This window comes from Alteromonas sp. ALT199, from assembly GCF_018619335.1.
In the GTDB taxonomy this organism is placed as follows: domain Bacteria; phylum Pseudomonadota; class Gammaproteobacteria; order Enterobacterales; family Alteromonadaceae; genus Alteromonas.
The window spans coordinates 19915-44299 of sequence record NZ_JAHHDX010000016.1 but is presented as its reverse complement, the minus strand read 5'-3'; the positions used below and the strand labels follow the sequence as shown (position 1 = coordinate 44299).

General features: G+C 44.4%; 15 protein-coding genes, 1 other RNA gene and 1 pseudogene. 6 read left to right on the top strand and 11 right to left on the bottom strand.

Going from position 1 to position 24385, the window contains the following annotated elements:
• Nucleotides 1-94 precede the first annotated feature (94 nt).
• The 8 genes and pseudogenes from KL866_RS02345 to tkt form a co-directional block, all read right to left on the bottom strand.
• Nucleotides 95-1600: a TolC family protein gene (locus KL866_RS02345; protein WP_025256414.1), complete on the bottom strand. Its 1506-nt coding sequence runs from the start codon at nt 1598-1600 to the stop codon at nt 95-97.
• The gene (locus tag KL866_RS02340; RefSeq protein ID WP_214993061.1) at nt 1590-4775 is read right to left on the bottom strand and encodes an efflux RND transporter permease subunit; all 3186 of its coding nucleotides are present in this window, start codon (nt 4773-4775) and stop codon (nt 1590-1592) included. The genes KL866_RS02345 and KL866_RS02340 overlap by 11 nt, the downstream gene beginning before the upstream one ends.
• Nucleotides 4776-4785: 10 nt before the next feature.
• A complete protein-coding gene (locus KL866_RS02335) occupies nt 4786-5874 on the bottom strand; it encodes an efflux RND transporter periplasmic adaptor subunit (RefSeq protein ID WP_025256416.1) in 1089 nt (362 codons plus the stop codon).
• A gap of 233 nt (nt 5875-6107) precedes the next feature.
• A complete protein-coding gene (locus KL866_RS02330) occupies nt 6108-6422 on the bottom strand; it encodes a hypothetical protein (RefSeq protein WP_034325333.1) in 315 nt (104 codons plus the stop codon).
• Between the two features lie 165 nt (nt 6423-6587).
• On the bottom strand, nt 6588-7487 hold the full coding sequence (locus KL866_RS02325) for a fructose bisphosphate aldolase (protein WP_214993058.1): 900 nt from the start codon (nt 7485-7487) through the stop codon (nt 6588-6590).
• Between the two features lie 301 nt (nt 7488-7788).
• On the bottom strand, nt 7789-8964 hold the full coding sequence (locus KL866_RS02320) for a phosphoglycerate kinase (RefSeq protein WP_025256419.1): 1176 nt from the start codon (nt 8962-8964) through the stop codon (nt 7789-7791).
• Nucleotides 8965-9076: 112 nt separating this feature from the next.
• Nucleotides 9077-10087: an erythrose-4-phosphate dehydrogenase gene (gene epd / locus KL866_RS02315; RefSeq protein ID WP_214993055.1), complete on the bottom strand. Its 1011-nt coding sequence runs from the start codon at nt 10085-10087 to the stop codon at nt 9077-9079.
• A gap of 18 nt (nt 10088-10105) precedes the next feature.
• Nucleotides 10106-12096: pseudogene (gene tkt, locus KL866_RS02310) on the bottom strand (transketolase).
• Nucleotides 12097-12527: 431 nt separating this feature from the next.
• Between tkt and metK the strand changes: the two are divergent.
• Nucleotides 12528-13673, top strand: coding sequence for a methionine adenosyltransferase (gene metK / locus KL866_RS02305; protein ID WP_025256422.1), 1146 nt, complete (start codon nt 12528-12530; stop codon nt 13671-13673).
• Nucleotides 13674-13921: 248 nt separating this feature from the next.
• Complete coding sequence (locus tag KL866_RS02300; RefSeq protein WP_214993043.1) at nt 13922-14392, top strand: hypothetical protein; 471 nt, start codon at nt 13922-13924, stop codon at nt 14390-14392.
• 75 nt (nt 14393-14467) lie between these two features.
• On the opposite strand, the gene KL866_RS02295 is transcribed toward KL866_RS02300, so the two are convergent.
• Nucleotides 14468-14971 carry an exonuclease domain-containing protein gene (locus KL866_RS02295; RefSeq protein ID WP_025256424.1) on the bottom strand — a complete coding sequence of 168 codons (504 nt, stop codon included), beginning with the start codon at nt 14969-14971 and terminating at the stop codon, nt 14468-14470.
• Nucleotides 14972-15291: 320 nt separating this feature from the next.
• On the opposite strand from KL866_RS02295, the gene KL866_RS02290 reads away from it, so the two are divergent.
• The 3 genes from KL866_RS02290 (at nt 15292) to KL866_RS02280 (ending at nt 20136) form a co-directional block, all read left to right on the top strand.
• Nucleotides 15292-16470 (top strand): ABC transporter substrate-binding protein, encoded by a 1179-nt coding sequence (locus KL866_RS02290; protein WP_214993040.1) that lies wholly within the window; start codon nt 15292-15294, stop codon nt 16468-16470.
• Nucleotides 16470-19355, top strand: a complete 2886-nt coding sequence (locus tag KL866_RS02285; RefSeq protein WP_214993035.1) for an ATP-binding protein — start codon at nt 16470-16472, stop codon at nt 19353-19355. Before KL866_RS02290 ends, KL866_RS02285 begins: the two co-directional genes overlap by 1 nt.
• 91 nt (nt 19356-19446) lie before the next feature.
• The gene (locus tag KL866_RS02280; RefSeq protein WP_251139784.1) at nt 19447-20136 is read left to right on the top strand and encodes an ABC transporter substrate-binding protein; all 690 of its coding nucleotides are present in this window, start codon (nt 19447-19449) and stop codon (nt 20134-20136) included.
• 27 nt (nt 20137-20163) lie between these two features.
• Here KL866_RS02280 and KL866_RS02275 read toward each other — a convergent pair whose 3' ends face one another.
• Nucleotides 20164-21108, bottom strand: coding sequence for a DMT family transporter (locus tag KL866_RS02275; protein WP_025256428.1), 945 nt, complete (start codon nt 21106-21108; stop codon nt 20164-20166).
• Between the two features lie 366 nt (nt 21109-21474).
• Here KL866_RS02275 and KL866_RS02270 point away from each other — a divergent pair, with 366 nt between their 5' ends.
• The gene (locus KL866_RS02270; protein ID WP_214993024.1) at nt 21475-23871 is read left to right on the top strand and encodes a TonB-dependent receptor; all 2397 of its coding nucleotides are present in this window, start codon (nt 21475-21477) and stop codon (nt 23869-23871) included.
• 140 nt (nt 23872-24011) lie between these two features.
• On the opposite strand, the gene rnpB is transcribed toward KL866_RS02270, so the two are convergent.
• Nucleotides 24012-24362, bottom strand: an RNA gene (gene rnpB / locus KL866_RS02265) — RNase P RNA component class A.
• Nucleotides 24363-24385 lie beyond the last annotated feature (23 nt).

The window sequence follows — 24385 nt, the reverse complement described above, 5'->3', positions numbered from 1 at the left end:
AAAATTAAACGTTGAGATGCGTAAAGAAGACGATAAAACAAAAAAAGGAGAGCAACCGCTCTCCTTAAATAGTTATTAACTTAGCCAATCTAGGTTAGGTCGACGAAGATTGCCAACCACCTCCTAGGGCTTGATACAGGTCAACGAGTGCTGCAAGTTGCTGCTGACGAGTTTCGATAAACTCACTGCGTGCTTCCAATGCTTCGCGCTGCGCCAATAGTACTTCTAGATACTCACCGTGCGCTGATGTAAACAACCTATTCGCAATATCAACTGACGACTCCAAGGACGCAATTTGCGCTTTTTTAGCGTCGGCACTTTTTTCAAGTTTATCCAACTTAGACAAACTGTTCGACACTTCAGACACCGCTTTTAGCAGCGTAAGCTCATACTCATAAGCGGCCTGGATTTGCTCGGCGCTCGCATTTTTATAAACGGCTTCAATAGCACGCCGATTGATTAAAGGGGCAAAAATATCGCCAGATAGCGAATAGGCCAACGACTCAGGTACATTAAACAAATACCGGCTATCAAACGCAGACAACCCTACCCCAGCCTTAAGCTCTAAAGAGGGGTAAAAATTGGCTTTAGCAACATCTATATTTAAGTTTGCAGCCTGCAGTGTAAGTTCAGCTTCTCGAATGTCGGGTCGGTTTTCTAACAATGAAGCGGGCACACCAATATTAGGCTTAACGATGTCTTCGCTAAACAACGTGTTGCTATTTCGTTGAATAGGTTGAGGCATGCGACCTAGCAATAGATTGATTGTGTTCTCTTTCTCCACAATTTCCTGTTCAATGAGAAAGCGTTCACTTTCATTCTTCTTCACCTCAGCATTAAAGCGCGCTACGGGTAAAGAAGAGGCTCGTCCATATTCTTTAAGTGCATTAATGGTTTGAATAACATTACGCTGCAACTTTATGGTGGCATCAATATTCGCCAGCTTGTTGTCTAACGCTAATAGTTCGTAGTAGCTACGAGACACTTCAGAAACAAGCTGCGTGATAAAGAAATTCTTACTTTCAATAGAAGCTAAGTATTCAAGTGACGCCACCTTTGAGGCATTCCTTAGCTTATGCCAGATATCCACTTCCCACGACGCGTTTAGCCCAAGCTCTAAATTAGCTAAGGGGTCAGGGAAAACTTTCCCCTCCCTGATATCAAGCTGTTCTTCAACCGCGCCTTCTCGCGTATATTCCCCCACTTTTTCGGTTTCAGCAGCAGCACCTGCAGACACGCTTGGTAAATACTCACCTTCCCGCGCATACACCTCGTTAGACGCCATATTAATGCGTTGTGCAAGTACGGCGACTTCCTTGTTATTCGCTACAGCGGTTTCAACTAACGATGTCAAATATGGGTCGTTGAACCACGCCTCCCATTCAATTTTTGCTTCACCATTACTAAGGTTGTTGCTTAATTCAGTGCCCAGCTCTGTACTAAGATCAGTACTTTGCCCTGTACTTGCTCTGAACTGTTCTGGCAAAGTTACATTCGGGTCCCGAGTTTCTATTGTCGGGATAGCACACGCTTGAACTAGAAGTGCACTGCCAATCGCCATAAAAAGAGGCTTTTTCAAAAGACGCGTGTTATTTCTCATCGCTTAGCACCTCATCGTTGTAGTGGTAGGTTTCTGTAAGTGGAACGTGATCTTCGTTTTTAATTAGCGACTTACCCTCTTCTAACTTAGCGAAAAGGTAGTACAGCCCTGGAATAACTATGATTCCGAAGACACTTCCGCAAAGTGTACCTCCCAGTGCTGAAGCACCAATCGTACGGTTTCCTACAGCGCCTGCACCTGTGGCGATGACCAGAGGGATAAGCCCTGCTACAAACGAAAATGAAGTCATTAATATAGGGCGGAATCGCTGTTTCGCTGCGTCAACGGCGGCTTCTGCGATAGATAAACCTTGCTGGTTTTTCTGTACCGCGTATTCAACAATCAGCACGGCGTTTTTGCCCAGCAGTCCAACCAACATTACAAGCCCTAATTGCGCATAGACATCGTTAGCTAGGCCCATTAGGTCAAGCAGAATAAATGAACCAATCAGGCCGCTTGGCAAAGACAATATAACCGCTAGGGGAAGCAATAAGCTTTCATATTGCGACGCCAATACGATATACACAAATAGCAGAACTACACCGAATATAACGATGGCTTCACTACCGCGTTTCGCCTCGTCAAAAGATAACCCTTCCCAACCTATGTCATAGCCTTTGGGTAACGTTGCCGCAGCAACTTCTTCAACCGCTTTAATGGCTTCGGCAGAGGTATAGCCTTTTGCGGGCTCCGCCCGAATGGCTGCAGAGGTGTACAGGTTGTATCGGGTAATTTCATTTGGCCCTTGCGTTTTAATTAGCTTCATAAACGCAGAGTAAGGCACCATTTCACCTTCCTCGTTTTTAACGTAGTAGTCCATTAAATCGCTAGGGTAACGACGATACTCTGGGGCACTTTGGGTATACACCTTGTAGAAGTTATTGAAACGGGTAAAGCCTTGCTCGTAGGTACTACCAATCAAAATATTAAGGTTTTCCATTGCCTTACCAATTGATACGCCCTTTTGCATCGCTGCTTGATTATCTATTTCAATTTTATATTGCGGATAATTAGCCGCGTAGAAAGTAAATAGCCCTTTGAGCTCTTTACGTTTTGACAGTTCATCCATAAAGGATTGGTTTATTTCATCAAACTCTTGGTAGTCCGTCGTGTTCGTTTTATCGAGCAAACGGAACGACAGCCCAGATGACGCACCATAGCCAGGCACTACAGGGGGCTCGAAGTATTCAACCACAGCGCCAAGGTGATGGGTCTTAGCCTCAAGTTCTTCAATGATTTCCTGTACCGTCTGGTCTCTATTTGCCCAGTCTTTGAGGTTAATTAGACAAGTACCCGCATTAGAACCTCGCCCTTCCGTTAAGATTTCATAACCTGCAAGTGAAGAAACCGATGACACCCCTTCTACATCAAGAGCAAGGGTTTGGAGTTCTCGCGCCACCTCATTTGTTACTTCAAGGGTACTTCCTGGAGGAGTTTGAATAATGGCGTAAATTTGCCCCTGATCTTCTCCAGGAATAAAACCTGTAGGAAGAATGTGGTTAAAACCAATAGTGCCTGCGACAAACGCAAAGAGCGACAAAATAGTCACCACGCGACGGGTTACTAACGCTTTAATAATGTTAGTGTAACCACCGGTGAGCTTGTCAAACCAACGATTAAATACATCAATAAGCTTACTGATTGGCGTGGCTTTTTTGGTATGTGTATGCGGATTTTTAAGCAGCATCGCGCACAACACTGGCGTTAATGAAAGCGCTACAATACAAGAAATGATAATAGACGATGCCATGGTGATAGAGAATTGACGATAAAAGACGCCCACCGGCCCAGTCATAAACACTAAAGGCACAAATACTGCTGTCATCACAAGCGTGATAGCAATAATAGCGCCGCCCATTTCACCTAATACCTGCTGCGTCGCCATATAAGGGGTCAAGCTAGCGCTCTCTTCCATTTTTGCATGCACAGCTTCGACGATAACAATGGCGTTATCTACCACTATCCCGATAGCCAATACCAACGCGAAAAGGGTGATCAAGTTAATGTTTACACCCGTTGCTTGCATACAAAAAAAGGTACCGATTAAGGATACGGGGACGGCCAATAGGGGAATTAAGGTGGAACGCCAGTCTCCTAAAAAGATGAAGACCACCAGCGAGACTAAGATAAACGCTTCAAATAAGGTATGCAGTACCTGTTCTATTGATGCATCGAGAAACTTAGACACGTCATAGTTAATTTCGTATTTCATACCTTCAGGGAAGGTTTCTTCAAGCTCTGCCATTTTAGCTTTCACTTGAGATATCACTTCAGTAGCGCTACTGCCATAGTTTTGCTTTAACACGATTGCGGCAGAAGGATATCCATCTTTATTTGAATAGATATCGAAAAACTCACTGCTAAGCTCTACGTCTGCTATGTCGCTTAGTTTAAGCAGCTTGCCGTCACTATCCGCTCTGATAATGATATTTTTGTATTCATCAGGCTCGTCATACCGTCCTTCATAAACAAGCACATATTCTTTAGACTGCGCACTTATTCCCGAGCTTCGTCCGAGTCGGCCTGGACGACCAATAAGGCTTTGCTCATCAATCGACTCCATCACTTCATCGACTGAAATGTTATACGCTCGCATGCGATCTGGCTTTAACCAAATGCGCATAGCATACTGCCGACTACCCAATATCTTAGCGCTGGCTATACCGTTAACACGCTGTATTTCGGGTATAATGTTGATGTTCGAGTAGTTATAAAGAAACTTCTCATCGGCGTCTTCATCGGTGCTATAGACGTTGATATACATCAACATACTAGGCTGCACCCTTTGAAGTACCACTCCCTCTAGTTGTACCAACTGCGGGAGCCGGTTCATTATCTGGTCAAGCCGCGTTTTCACGTTTATTAGTGCTTGGTTAGGGTCCACATCTAAGTCAAAGATAACTTGAATTGTCGCTTCACCGGCACTTGTGGCATCAGACACTATGTACTTCATGCCCGGCACACCATTTATCGAACGTTCAATAGTCACCAAAGATGACTTTACGAGAACATCAGCACTTGAACCAGGATATGCCAATGAAATTAAAACCCTGGGGGGAGCGATATCTGGAAATTGAGAAGTGGGCAAGGTAACAACGGAAAGCGCGCCCAAAAAAATAATCATAAGGGATAGCATGATCGCCATCACCGGACGTTTAATAAATACACCAAACATACTAAATCCCCTACTCTGCCTGAAGTGCTAGTTCAGCTAACGTATCGTCAGAAGAAATAAGGTTTGGCTTAATGCGATCGCCATTACTTACTCGTCTCAAACCCTCAAGAAGAATAGTGTCATCTTCTTTCAGCCCTTCTGATACCAAGAAGATGTGAGGTAACTCAGCTGCAATCTCTATATGTCGTGTTGTGAGGGTATTCTCAGCATCTAGAACATATACATAGTTCTGATCCAATATTTGAAAAGTTGCCTTTTGGGGAATGACTAGCGCGTTTGGATAGTCGACATCGACCAGTATATTGCCTGTTTGCCCATGACGTAACATTTCATCGGGATTAGGGAATGATGCACGCATTTCAATCGTTCCCGTATGGTTATCAAAATCGGCTTCAATAGTATCTATCACCCCTTTGTAAGGATAAATCGTACCGTTTGCGAGTTTTAACCGAACGCTCGTCCCCTCATTCGCTTTTCCGCTTTGTACATAATCTAGGTATTCAGACTCTGGTACATTGAAGTAAACCCACATTTGACTTAAATCAGACATGGTTGTGAGAAGTTCCCCCTCATCGAGCAGACTACCTGTTCTTGCTTCTAAGTGGTCCATCTTACCGGTAAAGGGCGCCTTAATATCAGTGAATGCCAAATGTGCTTCTGCTAGTTCAACTTCAGCCTGCGCTTTTTGATACTCGGCTTCCACAACAGCAAGCTCGTTAGGTGACACTATATTTTGGTCAACTAGCGACTTGGTGTTTTTGAACTCCATTTGCACGGCTTTAGCCTCTGCCTTAGCTCGTTTAAGTTCTGCTTCGTAGATAGTAGGCACTATTTTAAACATAGGGCTTCCTTTCTTTACCGTCTGACCTTCATCAACGAACGTAGAGGCAAGGTACCCTCTTTCCATTGCTCTTAACTCAATATGTTGAATGGCGCGGATTTGACTGACGTACTCTTTAACAAGAACTGTATCTTTGTTTATTGGATGCGAGACATTGAACTCTAGCGGACCACTATGATGAGCTTCGTGCTCTTGATGACCACACCCAGTTAATATGACGGTAAGAATACTTGCTGCTAAAAGCGTTTTTTTGCTCATAATTTTTAAATCGTTCTTATAGGTGTTACCCATAGACAGGCAACAGCATTAGTACGGCATAGCGAGTAAATTACTGCTCGTTTTTGTTTACCGGTCAGTTTTATTGCCGCTCGGGCTTTTTTACTCGTTAGCTATGCACGCACGAATATATCCAGCTCTGAAGAGAACTGACGTTTGTGAAAATTTTGAAATTGAAGGGCTTTTCTCTCGAAAATTAAAGCAAGAAGAAAAGCTTAAGCAGCAGGTGGCGCTCTTGTAAGTGGGGTGACGTAGCTCTTTTTAGCCCAAGAGACTAAATATGGAGGTGGGTTTTCACTAAGTGAACTAATAATCGCAGCGTTACCAAGGGTATTGATAACGGACAAAAATAAGTCGTCTTGCCCATTTTCTTCTGCGCTACTTTCTATTGATAGGGTCGATACGGATGCATCAAGCTGATGCTTAAACGAGATTGGCTTAATATCTTGTTTAATCGTAAGCAAGCACGTAAACAATAACAGCGCTAAACCGTAGCAAAAGCGTTGAGTATTTATGTGTTGGAAATTCACCAGTTTACTTCCAATGCTAGGCTTCAATGATATCAAGCAATGACAATGGCGCGAAATGCTACACAGTCCCCTTTTTTTTGACAACAGGCTTTGAATTGAATGCGTTAATATAAACAAAAAGAGCGCTGAATAGCGCCCTTTGTAATAAACAAGTTAAGAAAAAGTCTAGGCTTTAGAAGCTTGGTAAATACCTTCAATCGCTTTATCTAGTGTTGCTTCAAACTCTTCTTGAGATTGCTGTGCAGATACACCTTCGGTTAAAGCGCGAGAGAAGCTCGCGATCATGCCTTGGTTTTCTGTTAGTTTTGCGTTTGCGTCGTCACGACTGTAGCCGCCAGAAAGTGCAACCACTTTAAGTACGCGAGGGTGATCAACAAGCTCTTTATAAAAGTTAGCTTCAGTTGGTAGCGTTAGCTTAAGCATCACTTCTTCACCTTCGCTAAGAAGATTAAGCTGGGTTAGGATCTCTAACTTAAGTAGCGCTTCAGCTTCTGCTTTTTGCGGGCTGTGAATATCAACTTCTGGCTCGATAATCGGAACAAGGCCAGCAGCTAAAATTTGCTTACCTACTTCAAACTGCTGAGCAACGACATCTTTAATACCTTGATGGTTCGCTAGCTTCACCACACTGCGCATCTTAGTGCCAAATACGTCTTGTGCTACCGCTTTAGCGAGCAATGCATCTAGACCTGGTATTGACTTCATTATTTGTACGCCGTTACTTTCTTCAGCCAATCCTTTATCAACCTTTAAGAAAGGAATAACACGCTTTTTCTGCCACAAAAAGTGTGCAGTAGACATGCCTTCAATTTCTCTATCAAGGGTGTTTTCAAATAAGATTGCGCCAAGAACGCGCTCGCCGCTAAAAGGGGTGCTGGTGATAATGCGCGTACGCATTTCGTGAACTAGATTAAACATCTCTTCGTCTGAGCTGTATTCAGACTCTTCGATGCCATATAAGCGTAACGCTTTAGGGGTACTACCGCCGCTTTGATCTAACGCTGCAATAAAACCGGTTTGTGTTTTCAGTTTATCCAGCATTGCCTGCTGAGCTTGTGATGCCATTGCAACACTCCTTTTGTATATTACTGCCTTAATAGACAGGTGTAGGGTTTATTGTTATACCAATTCTATTAAAGATCTGTTTGTCTCTCACACGGCATGCCGGCACCTAGAGTAAACACATCTGTAATAAAATTGGTATTTATGCCAGCGTACTTCACTGTTTCGCTGGGGTAATCGTTTCCGATTAAATGGTCACGCTCAAAAGTGCTGTTACTGAGCGTGACACAAATTGGGGCAACTTTGCACTAGGCCTTAGCTTTCGAGAGCTTGTATGCGCTGCATTGATATACAGCGCTTAGGCTTATTTATTTTTTTCTTCTAGTACTGCTACCGCTGGTAGTGTTTTACCTTCCAAGAATTCAAGGAACGCGCCACCACCTGTTGAAATATAAGAAACCTTATCGGCAATTCCGTATTTATCAACGGCTGCTAGTGTATCACCACCACCTGCGATTGAGAATGCGTCGCTTGCTGCAATCGCTTCTGAAAGCGCTTTCGTACCTGCACTGAACTGTTCAAATTCAAAAACGCCTACAGGGCCATTCCAAACAATGGTACCCGCATTCTTAATAATATCTTCTAACGCTTTCGACGAATCTGGGCCGATATCAAAAATCATATCGTCATCAGTAACATCACTCACTACTTTTAGCGTTGCTTCAGTGTTTTCATCAAAGGCCTTGCCCACCACTACGTCTGTTGGCACCGGAATATTACCGCCGTTTGCCTGCGCTTCATTCATAAGCTGCGTAGCTTGCTCAGTTAAGTCCATTTCAACTAACGACTTACCTACATTGTGACCCTGCGCCGCAATAAAGGTATTGGCTATACCGCCACCGACAATTAGCTGGTCAACTTTTTCAGCTAGCGTTTTTAGTACAGTAAGTTTGGTCGATACTTTTGAACCACCAACAATGGCCACCATTGGGCGCTTAGGGTTGTCCAGCGCTTTGCCCAATGCATCTAATTCAGCAGCAAGTAACGGGCCAGCGCAGGCTTTCGGAGCGAATTTAGCCACGCCATGGGTAGACGCTTGTGCGCGGTGCGCGGTGCCAAAGGCATCCATAACGAAAATATCGCAAAGTGCGGCGTACTGTTTCGCTAGCGTCTCGTCGTCTTTTTTCTCGCCGTTGTTAAAACGCACGTTTTCAAGGATAACCAGTTCGCCTTCGCTAAGTTCAACACCGTCTAGGTAGTCTTTAACTAGCTTTACTGGAACGTCTAGGGCGTCGTTAAGGTAATCAACCACAGGTTGAAGAGAGAATTCATCAGCAGGCTCACCTTCAGTAGGGCGGCCAAGGTGAGACATCACCATAACTGCCGCGCCAGCGTCTAGGGCCGCTTTAATTGTAGGAATAGATGCTTTGATACGCGCATCTGAGGTCACTTTACCGTCTTTTACCGGCACATTTAAATCTTGTCTAATTAGTACGCGCTGACCTTTTAAGGCCATATCGCTCATGCTTGGAATTGCCATCGTCTTTCCTATGTTAATTTAAATTCAGTAGAGCATGCTTTTAAAAAGCATGCTCAAATTAACTGTGAAAGCTGCGCGGGCTGGTGCTACCAGCCCTGGCAGCATCAATGCGTTATTTTGCGTCGAACATCACTTTAGCTGTGTCGAGCATACGGTTTGCAAAACCCCATTCGTTGTCACACCACACCAGTGTTTTAACCAGCTGTTTGTGACTGACTCTTGTTTGTGTGCCGTCTACAATACACGAGTGAGGGTCGTGATTGAAATCTACCGACACTAAAGGCTCTTCAGTGTAATCCAAAATTCCCTGCAAACGCCCTGCTTTTGCATTGCGAAGGGCTTGGTTCACTTGTTCAATGGTTACCTTAGATAGAAGCGTTACGCTTAAGTCCATTGCGGTTACATTGATAGTAGGCACGCGAACGGCAATAGCTTCGAACTTGCCGGCGAACTTAGGTAGAATGCGCTCTATACCTGCAGCGAGGCGAGTATCAACGGGAATAATAGACTGACTAGCCGCACGGGTTCTGCGCAAATCTTCGTGATAAGCGTCGATAACCTGCTGGTCGTGCATAGACGCGTGAATGGTTGTGATCGTACCACTTTCAACACCGAATGCAGCGTCTAGCGCTTGGATAACAGGAACAATACAGTTTGTGGTGCAAGAGCCGTTGGAGACTAATTTTTGTTCACTGGTCAACGTGTCTTCGTTGGTGCCAAAAATAACGGTATTGTCTAAATCAGAAGACCCAGGTGAAGAGAAAAGCACTTTGCCAGCGCCTGCATTTAAATGCGCTTGCCCCGATGCTCTGTCATCAAACTTGCCCGTACACTCAAGCACAATATCAACGCCTAAGTCTTTCCAGGGTAGGTCTTTAATATCGCTTATCGCGAGCAGCGTAATATCGTCACCTGCCACATTAAGCGTGTTGTTTTCTAAGGCCACATCAAAACGGAACCGCCCGTGGGCGGTATCGTATTTAAGTAAATGTGCTATGCCTTCGGGTTTAGCAATGTCGTTAATGGCCACCACGTTAAATTCGTTGTTGCGCCCACTTTCATACAGCGCGCGCAACACGTTGCGACCAATACGACCAAACCCATTTATGGCAATATTTACCATAGGCTTATCTATTACCTCTTACAGAGACAGTGCAGCCTCTACTACAGCGTCAGTAGTAATGTTGAAATGCTTAAACAGGTCGCCAGCAGGTGCAGACTCACCGAAGGTGTCCATGCCCACGATTGCACCATTAAAGCCAACGTACTTGTACCAGCTGTCTTTAGACAAGGCTTCAACCGCTACACGCTTAACCACACTAGGCGGCAGTACGCTCTCACGGTAATCGGCAGACTGACGGTCAAATACGTCAGTAGATGGCATAGACACTACGCGAACGGCCTTACCTTGCTCGGTTAGTTTTTCAGCTGCTTCAACGGTAAGTTGAACTTCAGAACCGGTACCAATCAGAATAAGCTCTGGTGTACCTTCACAGTCTTTAAGTACGTAACCGCCTTTTGCGATATCTGCAACTTGTTGAGCTGTTCTCTCTTGCTGCGCTAAGCCTTGACGCGTAAAAATTAACGTTGTTGGGCCGTCAGTACGCTCAATAGCAGACTTCCACGACACAGCAGACTCAACCTGATCACAAGGACGCCAGTTATCAAGATTAGGCGTTGCACGTAACGCAACCACCTGCTCCACCGGCTGGTGCGTTGGGCCGTCTTCACCCAGACCAATTGAATCGTGGGTATAAACGAAAATAGCAGGCTGCTTCATTAGGGCCGCCATACGTACCGCATTACGTGCATATTCCATAAACATTAGGAAGGTTGCGCCGTACGCTTTGAAGCCACCGTGAAGGACAATACCATTCATCATGGCAGACATTCCAAACTCACGTACACCGTAATAAATGTAGTTACCTGATGCATCGTTTGCTTCAACGCCTTTGCTACCTTCCCAAATGGTAAGGTTAGAACCCGCAAGGTCGGCAGAGCCGCCTAATAGCTCCGGAAGTAACGGGCCAAAGGCGTTTAATGCATTTTGCGACGCTTTACGTGAAGCAATGTTTTGTGGGTTAGCTTGAAGATCAGCGATAATAGCGTCCGCTTTATCGCTGAAATCTGCTGGCAGTTCGCCATTTACACGGCGTTTAAATTCTGCTGCAAGCTCTGGATAAGCCGTTTCGTATGCTGCGAAAGCATCGTTCCACGCGCTTTCCGCTTTTGAACCTTTCTCTTTACCGTCCCAGCCCGCGTAAATATCGTCTGGAATCTCAAACGCGCCATGGCTCCAGCCAAGCTTCTCGCGAGTAGCAACAATTTCGTCGTCACCTAGAGGTGCGCCGTGGCAAGATTCAGTGCCTTCTTTATTAGGCGAACCAAAACCAATGGTAGTTTTACAACATATAAGCGTAGGCTGCGCTGTATTCGCTTGTGCCTTTTCAATGGCGGCTTTTACTTGCTCTGCATCGTGACCATCAACGCCACCAATCACTTCCCAGCCGTAGCTCTTAAAGCGTGCCGGTGTATCGTCAGTGAACCAGCCTTCAACTTCACCATCAATTGAAATGCGTTGTCATCCCAAAACGCAATTAACTTACCAAGGCCTAGCGTGCCTGCTAGTGAACAAGTCTCGTGAGAGATACCTTCCATCAAGCAGCCGTCACCTAAGAATGCATAGGTGTTGTGATCAACAATTGTATGGCCGTCACGGTTAAATTGCGCAGCAAGTACTTTTTCAGCAAGCGCCATACCGACTGCATTACTGATACCCTGACCTAGGGGACCAGTAGTAGTTTCAACACCTGGCGCATAACCATATTCTGGATGGCCTGGTGTTTTTGAATGTAACTGGCGGAAGTTCTTTAGCTCTTCGATAGGCAGTTCGTAACCTGAAAGGTGAAGTAAAGAGTACAACAGCATCGAGCCGTGACCGTTTGATAGAACAAAGCGGTCGCGGTTAGCCCAAGATGGGTTTGCAGGGTTGTGTGATAAGAAATCACCCCATAGTACCTGCGCGATATCAGCCATTCCCATTGGGGCACCTGGGTGACCAGATTTAGCTTGTTGGACAGCGTCCATGCTTAATGCACGGATTGCATTAGCGAGTTCACGACGAGAGGGCATGTTGTCTCCTGATTTATTTTGTATCTTTTGTTTCGTATCATATCGGGCTAGGCAAGCTAGCTAGACGAGCGCAGAGGTAAGGCGTTCGCTCTACTTCTTTATACGATTGAATGTGGCGTTATTCTTACCTATGCCACCTAACAGTTCAATGGGTTTTCATTGCCAATAGCGAAAGTAATAGTAAAAAATGGTCTATAACCTAAGCTTCACGTATTCCCCATAAAGCAAAAACAGTTACATCTAGCATCTGGTACTACGATTACGTCAATAATTACAGCATTTACTGTATGAATACCCCTGAAAGTGATCGGGTTATGTCAACTATTCGTAACGATGAGACTTTTAGACGTCTAGAAGTAAAGACTGGTATTTATAACTTGTTTTAGTACAATATACGACTATTTTGATAATTTAACGCTTACGGAGCATTTATGGCCACGCATTTATTCACATCCGAGTCAGTGTCTGAAGGACATCCGGACAAAATTGCTGATCAGATCTCAGATGCGGTTCTTGACGCAATTCTAGAGCAAGATCCTCGCGCTCGGGTGGCCTGCGAAACGTATGTAAAAACCGGAATGGTTTTAGTAGGTGGTGAAGTTACTACCTCTGCTTGGGTAGACATTGAAGAACTTACCCGTAAAACAGTAAAAGAAATTGGCTATACGCACTCAGACATGGGCTTTGACGCCGATTCATGTGCAGTATTGAACGCTATTGGTAAGCAGTCTCCCGATATCAACCAAGGTGTTGACCGTGCAAGCTTAGAAGAACAAGGTGCAGGTGACCAAGGTCTAATGTTTGGTTACGCTAGCGACGAAACCGATGTACTTATGCCGGCACCCATCACATACTCTCACCGCCTTGTACAAAAGCAAGCGGAAGTGCGTAAATCTGGCAAGCTAGACTGGTTACGCCCCGATGCAAAAAGCCAAATTACCTTCAAGTATGAAAACAACAAGCCTGTTGGCATTGACGCAGTTGTGCTTTCAACCCAGCACTGCGATTCAGTAAGCACTGAAACAGTTCGCGAAGCGGTAATGGAAGAAATCATTAAGCCAGTGCTACCAAGCGAGTGGATTGATGGAAGTACACGCTTTCACATCAACCCCACAGGCCGATTTGTTATCGGTGGTCCAATGGGCGACTGTGGTCTAACAGGCCGTAAAATCATAGTAGACACTTACGGTGGTATGGCTCGTCACGGCGGCGGTGCGTTCTCTGGTAAAGATCCATCAAAAGTAGACCGCAGCGCAGCATACGCTGGCCGTTATGTTGCTAAGAACATTGTTGCAGCTGGTCTTGCTAAGCGCTGTGAAATTCAAGTGTCTTACGCCATTGGTGTGGCAGAGCCAACGTCTATCAGCATCGATACCTTTGGTACAGGTGTAGTAGATGAAAAAACATTAGTAGCATTAGTGCGCGAACATTTCGATTTACGCCCTTACGGCTTAATTCAGATGCTTGATCTTGAGCGCCCTATATACCGCCCTACTGCAGCGTACGGTCACTTTGGTCGCGATGAATTCCCATGGGAAGCTACGGATAAAGCAGAAGCGTTGAAAGCGTCGATCTAATTCGATAAGCGCATTGCGCTTTTTTAAACGCCGCTAGTTTTGTAACGCTCTGCTTAAGAGCGATTGCACGAGCTAGCGGCGTTTTTAGTTGGTTCCCGTCGAAAAAGTTAAATTGGCTAGGTAAACTGAAATAGGCAAAGAACATTTCCATCATTTATTTTTTGCAGCTATGCTTAAGTAACGAACACACTTTCGCTTGTATTTATTCACCGCTTACAAGCCAAGACAACAACAACTTGGGCTCATCCATGAATGTAGTTTCTGGTACTCTTATAGCGCTAATACTGGCGGCCTCTATGACGGCGTTGCCTTCGTATGCGAATATGAATAATACCAACTACAGCCCTATCCAATTCAAAAGCAAAAAAGTAGCTCGGTGGCAGCTAAACAGCATGTACCGTGTTCAATCGACCACTGAAACTTATCTGTACGACAATAGTTATACTTATCCAGCGGGTTCACAAGGTATGTTTAGCGCCAGTCGCCGATTTGATACTTGGGTTCCGCAAAAGGTCTATGCAACCTACAAGACGAACAATACCGCATTTCAACATTACGCTGAGTGGCTTTATATACCCCACGATGTAGGTACGTTTACTCGATTAGGCTGGCTGCTTGGCAGAAGTGAAGGGCTCAATATGGCGGTTGAACTTGAGCATAGGCAGGTAGGGGAAGAAGAAAATATGGCGCTTTCGTTTGGCGTCAATTACTTATTCTAGTACGTTTCGTCAACTTCAATCTAAAACCCTTGATATCCGTCGCTCGCTCAAATTATGAATGTGGAAAAAACAGAGTCACTTATTTGTTAACCCCATAGTCTTTGCGTAGGTTTGTTGAATAATCATCGCATCTGAACTCGCTCTGTGACGCTTTACGTCGAGCTTGGCAGCAAGGCCGTTTTTGATGTCATGCCACTTTTCCATCTGTGGCTCAGTCAATATATATTCAAGAGCTCTGCAGGTGAACGACATTTCAACTTGGGCTGTGGCGTATAGCTTTATCAACCAAGGGTTATCAACAACCCATCCATCACTATATACAACGGTATTTCCAAGAAAATTGTTTAGTTCAACACACACTTTTTGCGGCTCTTCGCCACGCGCGTGCAACATATTTCGAGAAATGCCGTGTAGAGACTCTGCGTTAGAATCCCAATGGACCCAAGAAGCAAATGGTCTCAACAATTTGCACCACTTTGCACCATCATAGCGCACAATACCTATTTCGATAGGATAACTCCCGGCCCCAAATCCACTCGCTTCCACATCTATGATTGTAGGCAGTGTTGTATTTCGCACTTATACTCCAAACTACTGTTATCCTTAATGTGCTTCAGTGACAAAGAATTTCTTTCACACTGACAAGACGAATCTTTCCAACTTAATTGCACTTTGCAACATCGTGAACTTAGTCACCAAGCAATTAAACAACTTTCCTTTTTAAGTTCAATGGTAGAATCGTGCCACATTTATTTTAGCTATCAGATACGGAAACAGAAGCATTGGAAGTAATTTGTTTATAAAACAAACAAACCTATACTAAAGAACAATGCGTAAACAAACAAACGTTTAGAACATTGCTATACACTTTTAGTAGTGAATAATTAGGTAGCTAAATCATGCGTGCAATCCTGCTTCTATTAGCGCTTTTTTGCTTTGTTTCTTTCTTTAATTCGTGTCAAGCAAACAGCACTCAAGAACCATTAATCATAGGTATAGATACAGACCTTTCTGCTGTTGCTGTTGAAGGCGGAATTGCTATTTCTCGAGGCGTAGAGCTAGCCGTTGAAGAAATTAACGCAAGTGGAGGAATTCTTGGCCGTAAGCTGAAAGTGATTGCGAAAGACCATCGCGGGAACCCAGCTCGCGGCATATACAACATTGAACAGTTTGCGCAAATGCCAAACTTGCTAGCAGTAATTGGTGGAGTACACACGCCTGTTGTGCTTGCAGAAATCGATGTTGTACATGCTAAAAATATACTCATGCTGGTACCTTGGGCTGCCGGCACTCCCATTATCGCTAATGCGCATTCCCCCAATAACGTTTTTCGAGTCTCAGTACGAGATGCTGAAGCAGCTTCTGTACTTGTCGACTTTGTGAGTTCCAAAGGGTTAACAAACGTTGCTTTGGTTCTGGAACGCACAGGATGGGGACGCTCTAACCTTGAGTCACTGACAAAAGCGGCACGAGAACAAGGCATAAACATCAGCGCAACCCATTGGATTAATTGGCAGCAGAAAGATTTTTCTGAAGATGCTAAGGCGATAAAAGAGGCAAAGGCAGACGGTGTCATATTAGTTACCAATGTACCTGAAGGCGTAGTCACCTTAGATGCGTTGGCCGCACAAGGGCTGAGCTCGCTCCCTGTAATTTCTCACTGGGGTATCGCATCAGGTCAGTTCGCATCTCAGTTAGCCAACCCTATTAGCCATCACGACATTTCAGTCCTTCAAACGTTTCATTTCCACCATCAAAAAAATAACAAAGCTAAACAGCTGTTAGAAGCCTATTATAGTAAGTACGGTCTGATCAATGCCGCTGCTATTGAGGGTGTCACAGGTTTAGCTCATGCTTATGATTTAGTTCATTTAATTGCAATGGCTGCCGATAAAGCAGGTAGCGTAGAAATTAACGAATTGCGTAGTGCCCTAGAATCACTTAAAGATATTCAAGGTGCAGTTAAAAACTATGAAGCACCATTTACAAAAGAAAGGCATGATGCACTTTGGTCAAAGGATTACTTTATGACAAAGTTTAATGATAACGGGCACTTGGTAACAATGGACAATAAATAATGCAGCATGAACCTATGAGGCTGCGCTCCTTATTGCTCTCAAGCATGATCCCGAGGCTAGCATTGTTAATCGCAGTGCTGTCTATTACGCTAGTTGCGCTTTCCTTTCACTTCATTATTAAGCAAACCAATAGCCTTCAGCTTCAGTCGGTAGAAGGCCTGGAACAAGACATTAATTACATTGTAAATGACACAACGCGTCAACTTGCAGACCTCGCGGCAAACGACATTATTATCAATTCGCTGGTTGATATAGAGCAAAGAGATAATTACCTTCCTATGTTTTTTCGCTCTTTAAACCTCACTCAAGCGAAAAGTGTTGAATTCTCACTATTTGATTTTGCGGGGAACAAAGTTATCGATAAAAACTGGACTGCAGCGCTACCTGAATCGCTTGGTAGTGCTTGGCGTCAGCAAACTCTTGGTTCATCGAACACATTTTCTTCCGTATCTAAATACGGTGTAATTATTAGCGTTCCCGTTTTGCTTAATGGCGTATCTGAAGGGGCTCTTGTTATGTACGTCGACAGCCTTCAGTCATTACTTGCGTCCTACCCTCGCCTCACTAACCAGTTGGTCACTGATTCAAGCGGGACTGTGCTTTTCAGCAGTGAACCCTCTCTTATCGCACCAAATTCAAACTTTTTGGACTTTGATGAAAGTGGCTACTCGGTAAAGCAAAGCAGTTGGAAGAATCTTCAACTATATAGCGTTAAACCGACTATCACCGCATACAGAGAAGTTGCATGGACTGGCATTGTATTATTGACGGTAATCGTTGGGTTTATTTTTATTATATTTCATATGGTGAGTATGACTGGCACCTTGGCCGAACGAACGTTATCAACCCTGTATGACGATATCAAAAATAGACTTACCAACAATAGCACATCATCACTTCATGATGACCAGCAAGCTGAAGCGAAAGAACTTGCCGACATACGAGCCGCTTTTGACAATCTTATTTGGGACTTAACAGAAGTATCTTTGTCCAACGAACAATTCTCGAATGTATTGGAATCGATGGGCGATATGCTAGTAGTCGTAGACCAAATGCAGGAAATTGTGATTTCTAACAAGCGGTTCGACGAATTTTGCAATGACCAGTATGGTGAAAAGAACGGTATTTTAAAATTCATTCTGCAAAAACTCGCTTCTTCTCGAAGTCGAGAACTTACCCACTTTTCCGTATCGACAGGTCAAGAGCGATTTATTAATTGGACTAAAACATCACTTGCCGATGCTAATGGCAATATACGTGGAGATATCTATGTTGGTAGCGATGAAACCGAACAACGTTCATTAGAAAGCCACGTAAAAGTACTCAATCACGCTATGGATGAAGCGACAGTTTCTATCATCATTTCTGATATTAAACGCGTAGGTCAACCAATAATTTATGTTAACAGTGCCTTTGAAGAGCTTACTGGCTACAGCCGAGAAGAAATTATCGGCCATAACTGCAGGTCTATGCAGGGCGATGAAACCAGCAAACAGACAGTTGATCTAATTCGAAAAGCTATTGCGGTGCGCGAGCCAATTGAAACCACGCTGCTTAACTATAAAAAAGACGGAAGCCCTTTTTACAACCGTTTGAATTTAACGCCAGTTAAGATAAATGGTGAAGTCACTCACTATATCGGATTTCAACAAGACGTTACTCGGCAACGGCAAACTGAGCAATATCTACAAGATGCGCGGGAAAAAGCGGAAGAATCAGCTCGTCTTAAATCAAGTTTCCTTGCCAGTATGAGCCATGAAATTCGCACACCAATACATGGTATTTCAGGTGTATTGCAGTTAATGTCAAACTCTGAACTTACTGAAGATCAAAAACACTACCTTTCGCTGGCCAAGTTCAGTATCCAAGGCCTTCTACATATCGTAAACGATATTTTAGACTTCTCTAAGATTGAGGCTGGTCAGTTACAAATTGAAGAAAACCCTTTCGACATTTTAGAGTCGCTGGAGAACCTTCAAAGTCAGTACGCCATCATGTGCCAAGAGAAAGGCCTTGAGCTACACTTCCACTTCGATTTACAAAGTTTCCACGTTGTACAAGGTGACGACGTTCGCTTCAGGCAAATACTGTCAAACTTGCTAGGTAACGCTGTTAAATTTACCGAATCTGGTTACATCGAAGTTACCACTAGCATTAAGCAAAACGCAGACGACAGCCTTAAGCTTTTGTGTCACGTAAAGGATACCGGAATAGGTATTGCGCAAGATAAACAAAGCACCATTTTTGATGTTTTTACGCAAGAAGATCTATCCACTACCCGCAAATTTGGTGGAACCGGGCTTGGCTTATCGATAAGCAAACAACTTTGCGAACTCATGGGTGGCGACATAAAACTTGAAAGTGTGAAAGGTCACGGGAGTACATTCTCTTTTACTATTTCCCTTGAGCCCGCTGATGAGACCTTGCTAAACCCAGTAATTCACTCATCTTCGTTAAAACGCGAAAAGAGTAAAAAGCGCAAAGTACTGATTGTTGAAGACAACGACATTAATCAGATTATCGCAAAACAGCACCTTAACAACCATACTACTCTTAGTGCTAAATCTGGCTTAGAAGCATTAGAAGCTTTGAATAAGATGAAAGTGACCTTTGATGTCATTTTGATGGACTGCCAAATGCCAGAAATGGATGGCTTTGAAGCTACTAAGCGTATTCGAAACGGTGAAGCAGGAACCCGTTATTTAAATATCCCGATCATCGCATTAACCGCCAATGCCATGAAGGGTGATAAAGAGCGCTGTGTGAGCGCAGGAATGGACGATTACCTAAGTAAACCTTTCGATGCAGCTGATCTCATTGATAAAGTGGAGCATTGGGCTAGTGTCGAAAGGAACAGTGAAGAAAATGCCATCACTGGTCAATAGAATTGGGACACATTGTTTGAAGAGTTCCACAAGAATAACGCATAGCATTAAAAGGTTTCTTTTATTAAACCTTGTACTTAGCATTTCAATTTTGTGCAATATCGCTACTGCTGACGATGTACTGCGGTACAACTTAGGTACATCGGGTAGTTCTATCCCATACGAAAACGCTGTTGACGAAGATAGAGCGGGTATTTTAGTGGAGATCTTGGCGCTCATTATGAATAGAGCTGACATTAAGACAGAAAAAGTCATGCTCTCTACCAAACGCGCCATGATTGCATTTAAAACAGGTGGCCTTGATTTCGATTTCTTCAGTCCAAGTTGGCTTCCTAACAATGAGCCAAAAGGCGATTTCACATTCTCAGACCCTATTATAAATACAACAGAGTTCTTTATCACCTTGCCCGAAAACCATAGCCGATTTAACACCATAGAAGCTATTTATGGTAAAACCGTGGGTATGATTTCAGGTTATGTATATTTCGACTCAGACAAATACAAAAGAATGGATTTTCAAGCTGAGAGCAACCTTATTTTAGCCCTTAGCAAGAAGAGAATAAACGTGATTATTATGGAAGAAGCGGCCGCGCGCTACTGGTCTACTATTCACAACGTAAAAATTGCGTTAGGCCCCATCCACACTTCAGGCCATATGGCTTTGCGTGTTCACAATCGACATAAAGACAAAATCCCCGCTATTAACCGCGCGATTGCAGAACTTAAACAAACAGGTCAAATAGACAGGATACTTAACAAGTATTCTGACTTTTCGCTATAAGCGTCTCTCGTTTTCCTCGCTTCTACCTTACACGGTTACTTTTCGCTCATAGCGCTTCAAAGCAAAAGGAAACTTTACTGATTGGATAAAAAGACACAAACATACCAGTGTCATGCCAACCCACCCTACTGGTTTAAATACTTCACCGATAAGGAGAATAGCAAAAAGTGTCGCAACCAGTGGTTCAATTAACGTTATAAGTGTGGCTTTACTCGCTTCAGTAGTACGAAGGCCATAGCCAAATAATAAATAACCAAGAAACATCGGCACCACAGCCATGTAAAGCGAAACACTAGTGTGAATAGTGTTAGCAAACAAGTTCTGCCCGGTAAACCAAAGGGAAGGTATTAGCACGATCGCCGCACAGCCGAAGAGTCCGGCCATTGCCGACTTTGAATTTGCGCCAGTGTCGATGTGCTGCTTCGCAGCCCATGAATAGCCCGCGTAAGTTAAACCTGCAATTAAGCCCAATATTACGCCGTACACTTGCTCACCTATAAAGGCTGACGATTCTATTGTGCCCTGCGCCTTACCCATCGCTAACAAGCCAATCCCCAACGCACCGAATATAAAGCTAATAAACCACTTTAAAGACACTGGCTTTTTACTCAAAAAATACTCTAATAGCGCAGCGAATAGAGGCGCACTGGCAATAGATATCACGGTACCTATAGCTACACCTGACAAACGCATGGAGCTGTAAAAGGCAAGTGGATAAATAGCAACACACGCACTGCCAAACAGAAAGGTTAGAGGTTTAGCCAAAAGAATACGTGCGTCTTTTGCCAGTGATTTTCGGGCACTAATACACAGCAACACACCACCTATTCCCATTGCAAAGGCGCCGATAGCCAGTGGGCTTATCGCTGGTGCAAACTGAGCCGCAGTGCCTGTTGTCCCCCACAAAAAACTTGCGACAACAATTGCTAACGCACCTTTAAGTACCTCATTAGCGCTAACTGAACTCTCCATTGCAGCTCCCTCAAATGACTTTCGTTTTTGCTATTCAGCTTAGATAGGATTCACGCTTTAAACATCGTTGCGCTAACCGTTGCGATAACTGAGGTATTCTTTTAGTAAAAGCTGAACCTCGTCTAACTGAGATCATACCTACATCATTTGTAAAGTAATTAGCCTGATAGACGCTTGTTTTGACCTTTTAGACGCATTTTCCAGCACAAATTAAATTAACAAAAAATAAACATAAAGAAACGCATATTATCCATTACAACTAAAGTAGAAATATTTATTTCGCCAGATATAGAAATATCTAACTTTTTTTGCCACATTACGCCCTTGCCTAATAACAAAACAGAAACAACCAACCTGGATGGACATATGTTTAACATAGAAACGTCGTCATTTAGACGAAGCACACTAAGCATTGCGATAATGGGGCTGCTTAGCTCTGGCGCAGTGGCACAGGACACACAACAAGAGGATAAGAACGACTTTGAACAGATCATAGTAACGGCGACAAAGCGCGCAGAATCCATTGAAGACATTCCTTTTTCAATTAACGCACAAACGCAACGAGATTTTGAACGCAGCGGCGCTGGTAACTTAGAAGATGTAGCTAGAAATGTGGCAAGTGTCTCTATTCAAAATTTAGGACCAGGGCAAAGTCAGGTTTCAATGCGTGGCGTATCGGCAGGGCAAATAGTACGTGACCAACCTGGCGTTAAAGAGCAGGTAGGCGTGTACCTTGATGAAAGTGTTATTTCGTTATCTCTATTTACCCCAGATCTGGATCTGTTTGATCTTAACCGCATCGAAACCCTACGTGGACCGCAAGGAACACTTTTCGGCTCGGGCTCTATCGGCGGAACCCTTCGTTACATTACCAACCAGCCTGAATTAGACACCTTTGAAGGTAAGTTTGAAGCTAACCTTAATAGTGTTACTGACGGCGGTGTGGGTGGTCATGTAAAAGGTATGGTGAACGTACCAATCTCAGATACAGTTGCCATGCGCGCGGTGGTATACCGCACTGATTACGCAGGCTTTATTGATGCGTTAGGTGAAAACGGTGCCTTTAACGAAGACGTCAACGACGGTGACAGAACTGGCGGACGAGTAGCGTTTGTTATTGCTCCTAACGATAAACTCACCATTACGCCGCGACTGATCTTCCAAGAACTCGAAATGAACGGGTTTAACAGACAGGATGTGTACAACGTATTTGCTAACCCTTACACCACGACCCGCCCTGCTATTCAATTGGGTGAGCGCGAACAGTACCTGTTACTTGAAGAAGGGTTTACTGATGAAACCTTGATAGCTGATGTAACCGCTGAATACCAAGCTGACGTTGCCGACTTTACTTTTGTTTATAGCTATACCGACCGAGATATACTGGTGAGCCGTGATGCCAGCGCACTGTCGGGCTCTGTAAGTATCGACTTAGGGTTCCCGGATGAAGCCGTATTATTGCCGTCGAACCTATTAGACAGAACCGAAGTAGAGCAAGATACCTTTGAGCTTCGCGCCGCGTCTAATGACGATGGCGCACTAGACTGGTTAGTTGGCGCTTTTTACTCTTCAACTGAGCGCGTTTACGATCAATCACTTCCTACCCCCGGCTATGATGCGTTTACAGATGCAACATTAGGTGAAGGCACGTCAGCAGCGGTTGCCAATGGCTTTGAAGCCGATTCGCCATACAACGCCTACTTGCCTTATGACTTAAAGCAGCTTGCTGTGTTTGGTGAAGTGAACTATCAAGTTAACGATGACTTCAAGATGACCGTGGGCTCTCGCTTTTACGATTATGAAGAAGAGCGCCAATTTATTTCCGGCGGCTTATTTGCCAACGGCGACAACCAAACTGATTCGACAGAGTCAGACGGCTTCACATCGCGTGTAATTGGTCAGTATAGCCTGAACGACAACGTAAACTTAAATGCTCAAGTGTCGCAAGGTTTTAGACTAGGAGGCGTTAACGACCCGCTAAACCGTAGCTTGTGTACCGACCAAGATGAAGCCATCTTTGGTTCATTCCAAGACTATGACGATGAAAAACTCACCAACTATGAGATAGGCATGAAGTCGTCAGGACGGGGCTGGACAGCGAACGTGTCAGCTTTCTATAACGACATTGAAGACCTTCAAGTTACCTTAGATGCGGGTTCTTGTTCTTCACGGGTGTCATTTAACGTACCTGATGCCCACACCCAAGGTATTGAATTTGAACTTACACGTCAGTTTACCGATCAGCTATTTTTCTCATTAACCGGTAGCATTATCGAGGCTGAGTTCGATTCAACGGTTGTTGACGGCGATGGTGCGGTGCTAGGTGGCGTTGAAGACGGTAACCGCTTAGCGTCAGTACCTGAAGAAAGCTTCGCTATCGCATTTACTTATGATTTAGCGCAGCCTTTATTCTCGTCAAACAGCACCTACTTCCAAGGCTCTTATCAATACGTGGGCGACCGCATTACCCAGCCTAGTGACCAAGTTGCAGGTGCAGGTATATTCACTTCAGGGCTTGCCTTTGGTGGTGCCACCGGCACTGAAACAACGGAGTTAGATTTGTTGCTAGACGACTACGGCACAATGAACATGAGCTTTGGTCTTACCTACGATGACTACGAAATCTTGCTATACGCCAACAACCTGTTTGATGAAAACGCACAGCTTTCGTTTGATAGAGAGCGTGGTGGACGTGCTCGACTTGGGTTTACGGTGAACCAGCCTCGCACAGTAGGCGCAACTTTCCGTTACTTCTTCCAGTAACACAGTTAGATATCTCTGCCTGAGGGATGTGCCTTCAGGTAGAGGCTTTACCCGTTCGAGGAAGAGCCTTCACCTTCTTTAGGAAAAGAATCGTCTAAAAGCGGCACAATAAACACGCTTTGAAAAGCTATGTAGGAAAAGAGTGGAGTTGGCCGTAAGCCGGGTTCTGTCGTGGGCAATCATTCCTCTAGATCAGCAATCGCTCACTGATTCAAGCAACCTACCCGATCCCCATGCGGGCCACACGTTGAGGGATCCTATTTGGTCTTGCTCCGGGTGGAGTTTACCTTGCCACACTCTGTTACCAGAGGTGCGGTGCGCTCTTACCGCACCCTTTCAGCCTTACCGGCATGTAAACATGCTTAGGCGGTCTTCTCTCTGCTGCACTTGTCGTCGGCTCACGCCGCCCAGACGTTATCTGGCACCCTGCCCTTTGGAGCCCGGACTTTCCTCCCCTTTCTTACGAAAGCGGCGATTGCCTGGCCAACTCCGCGGCGCATTCTACATGAAGTAC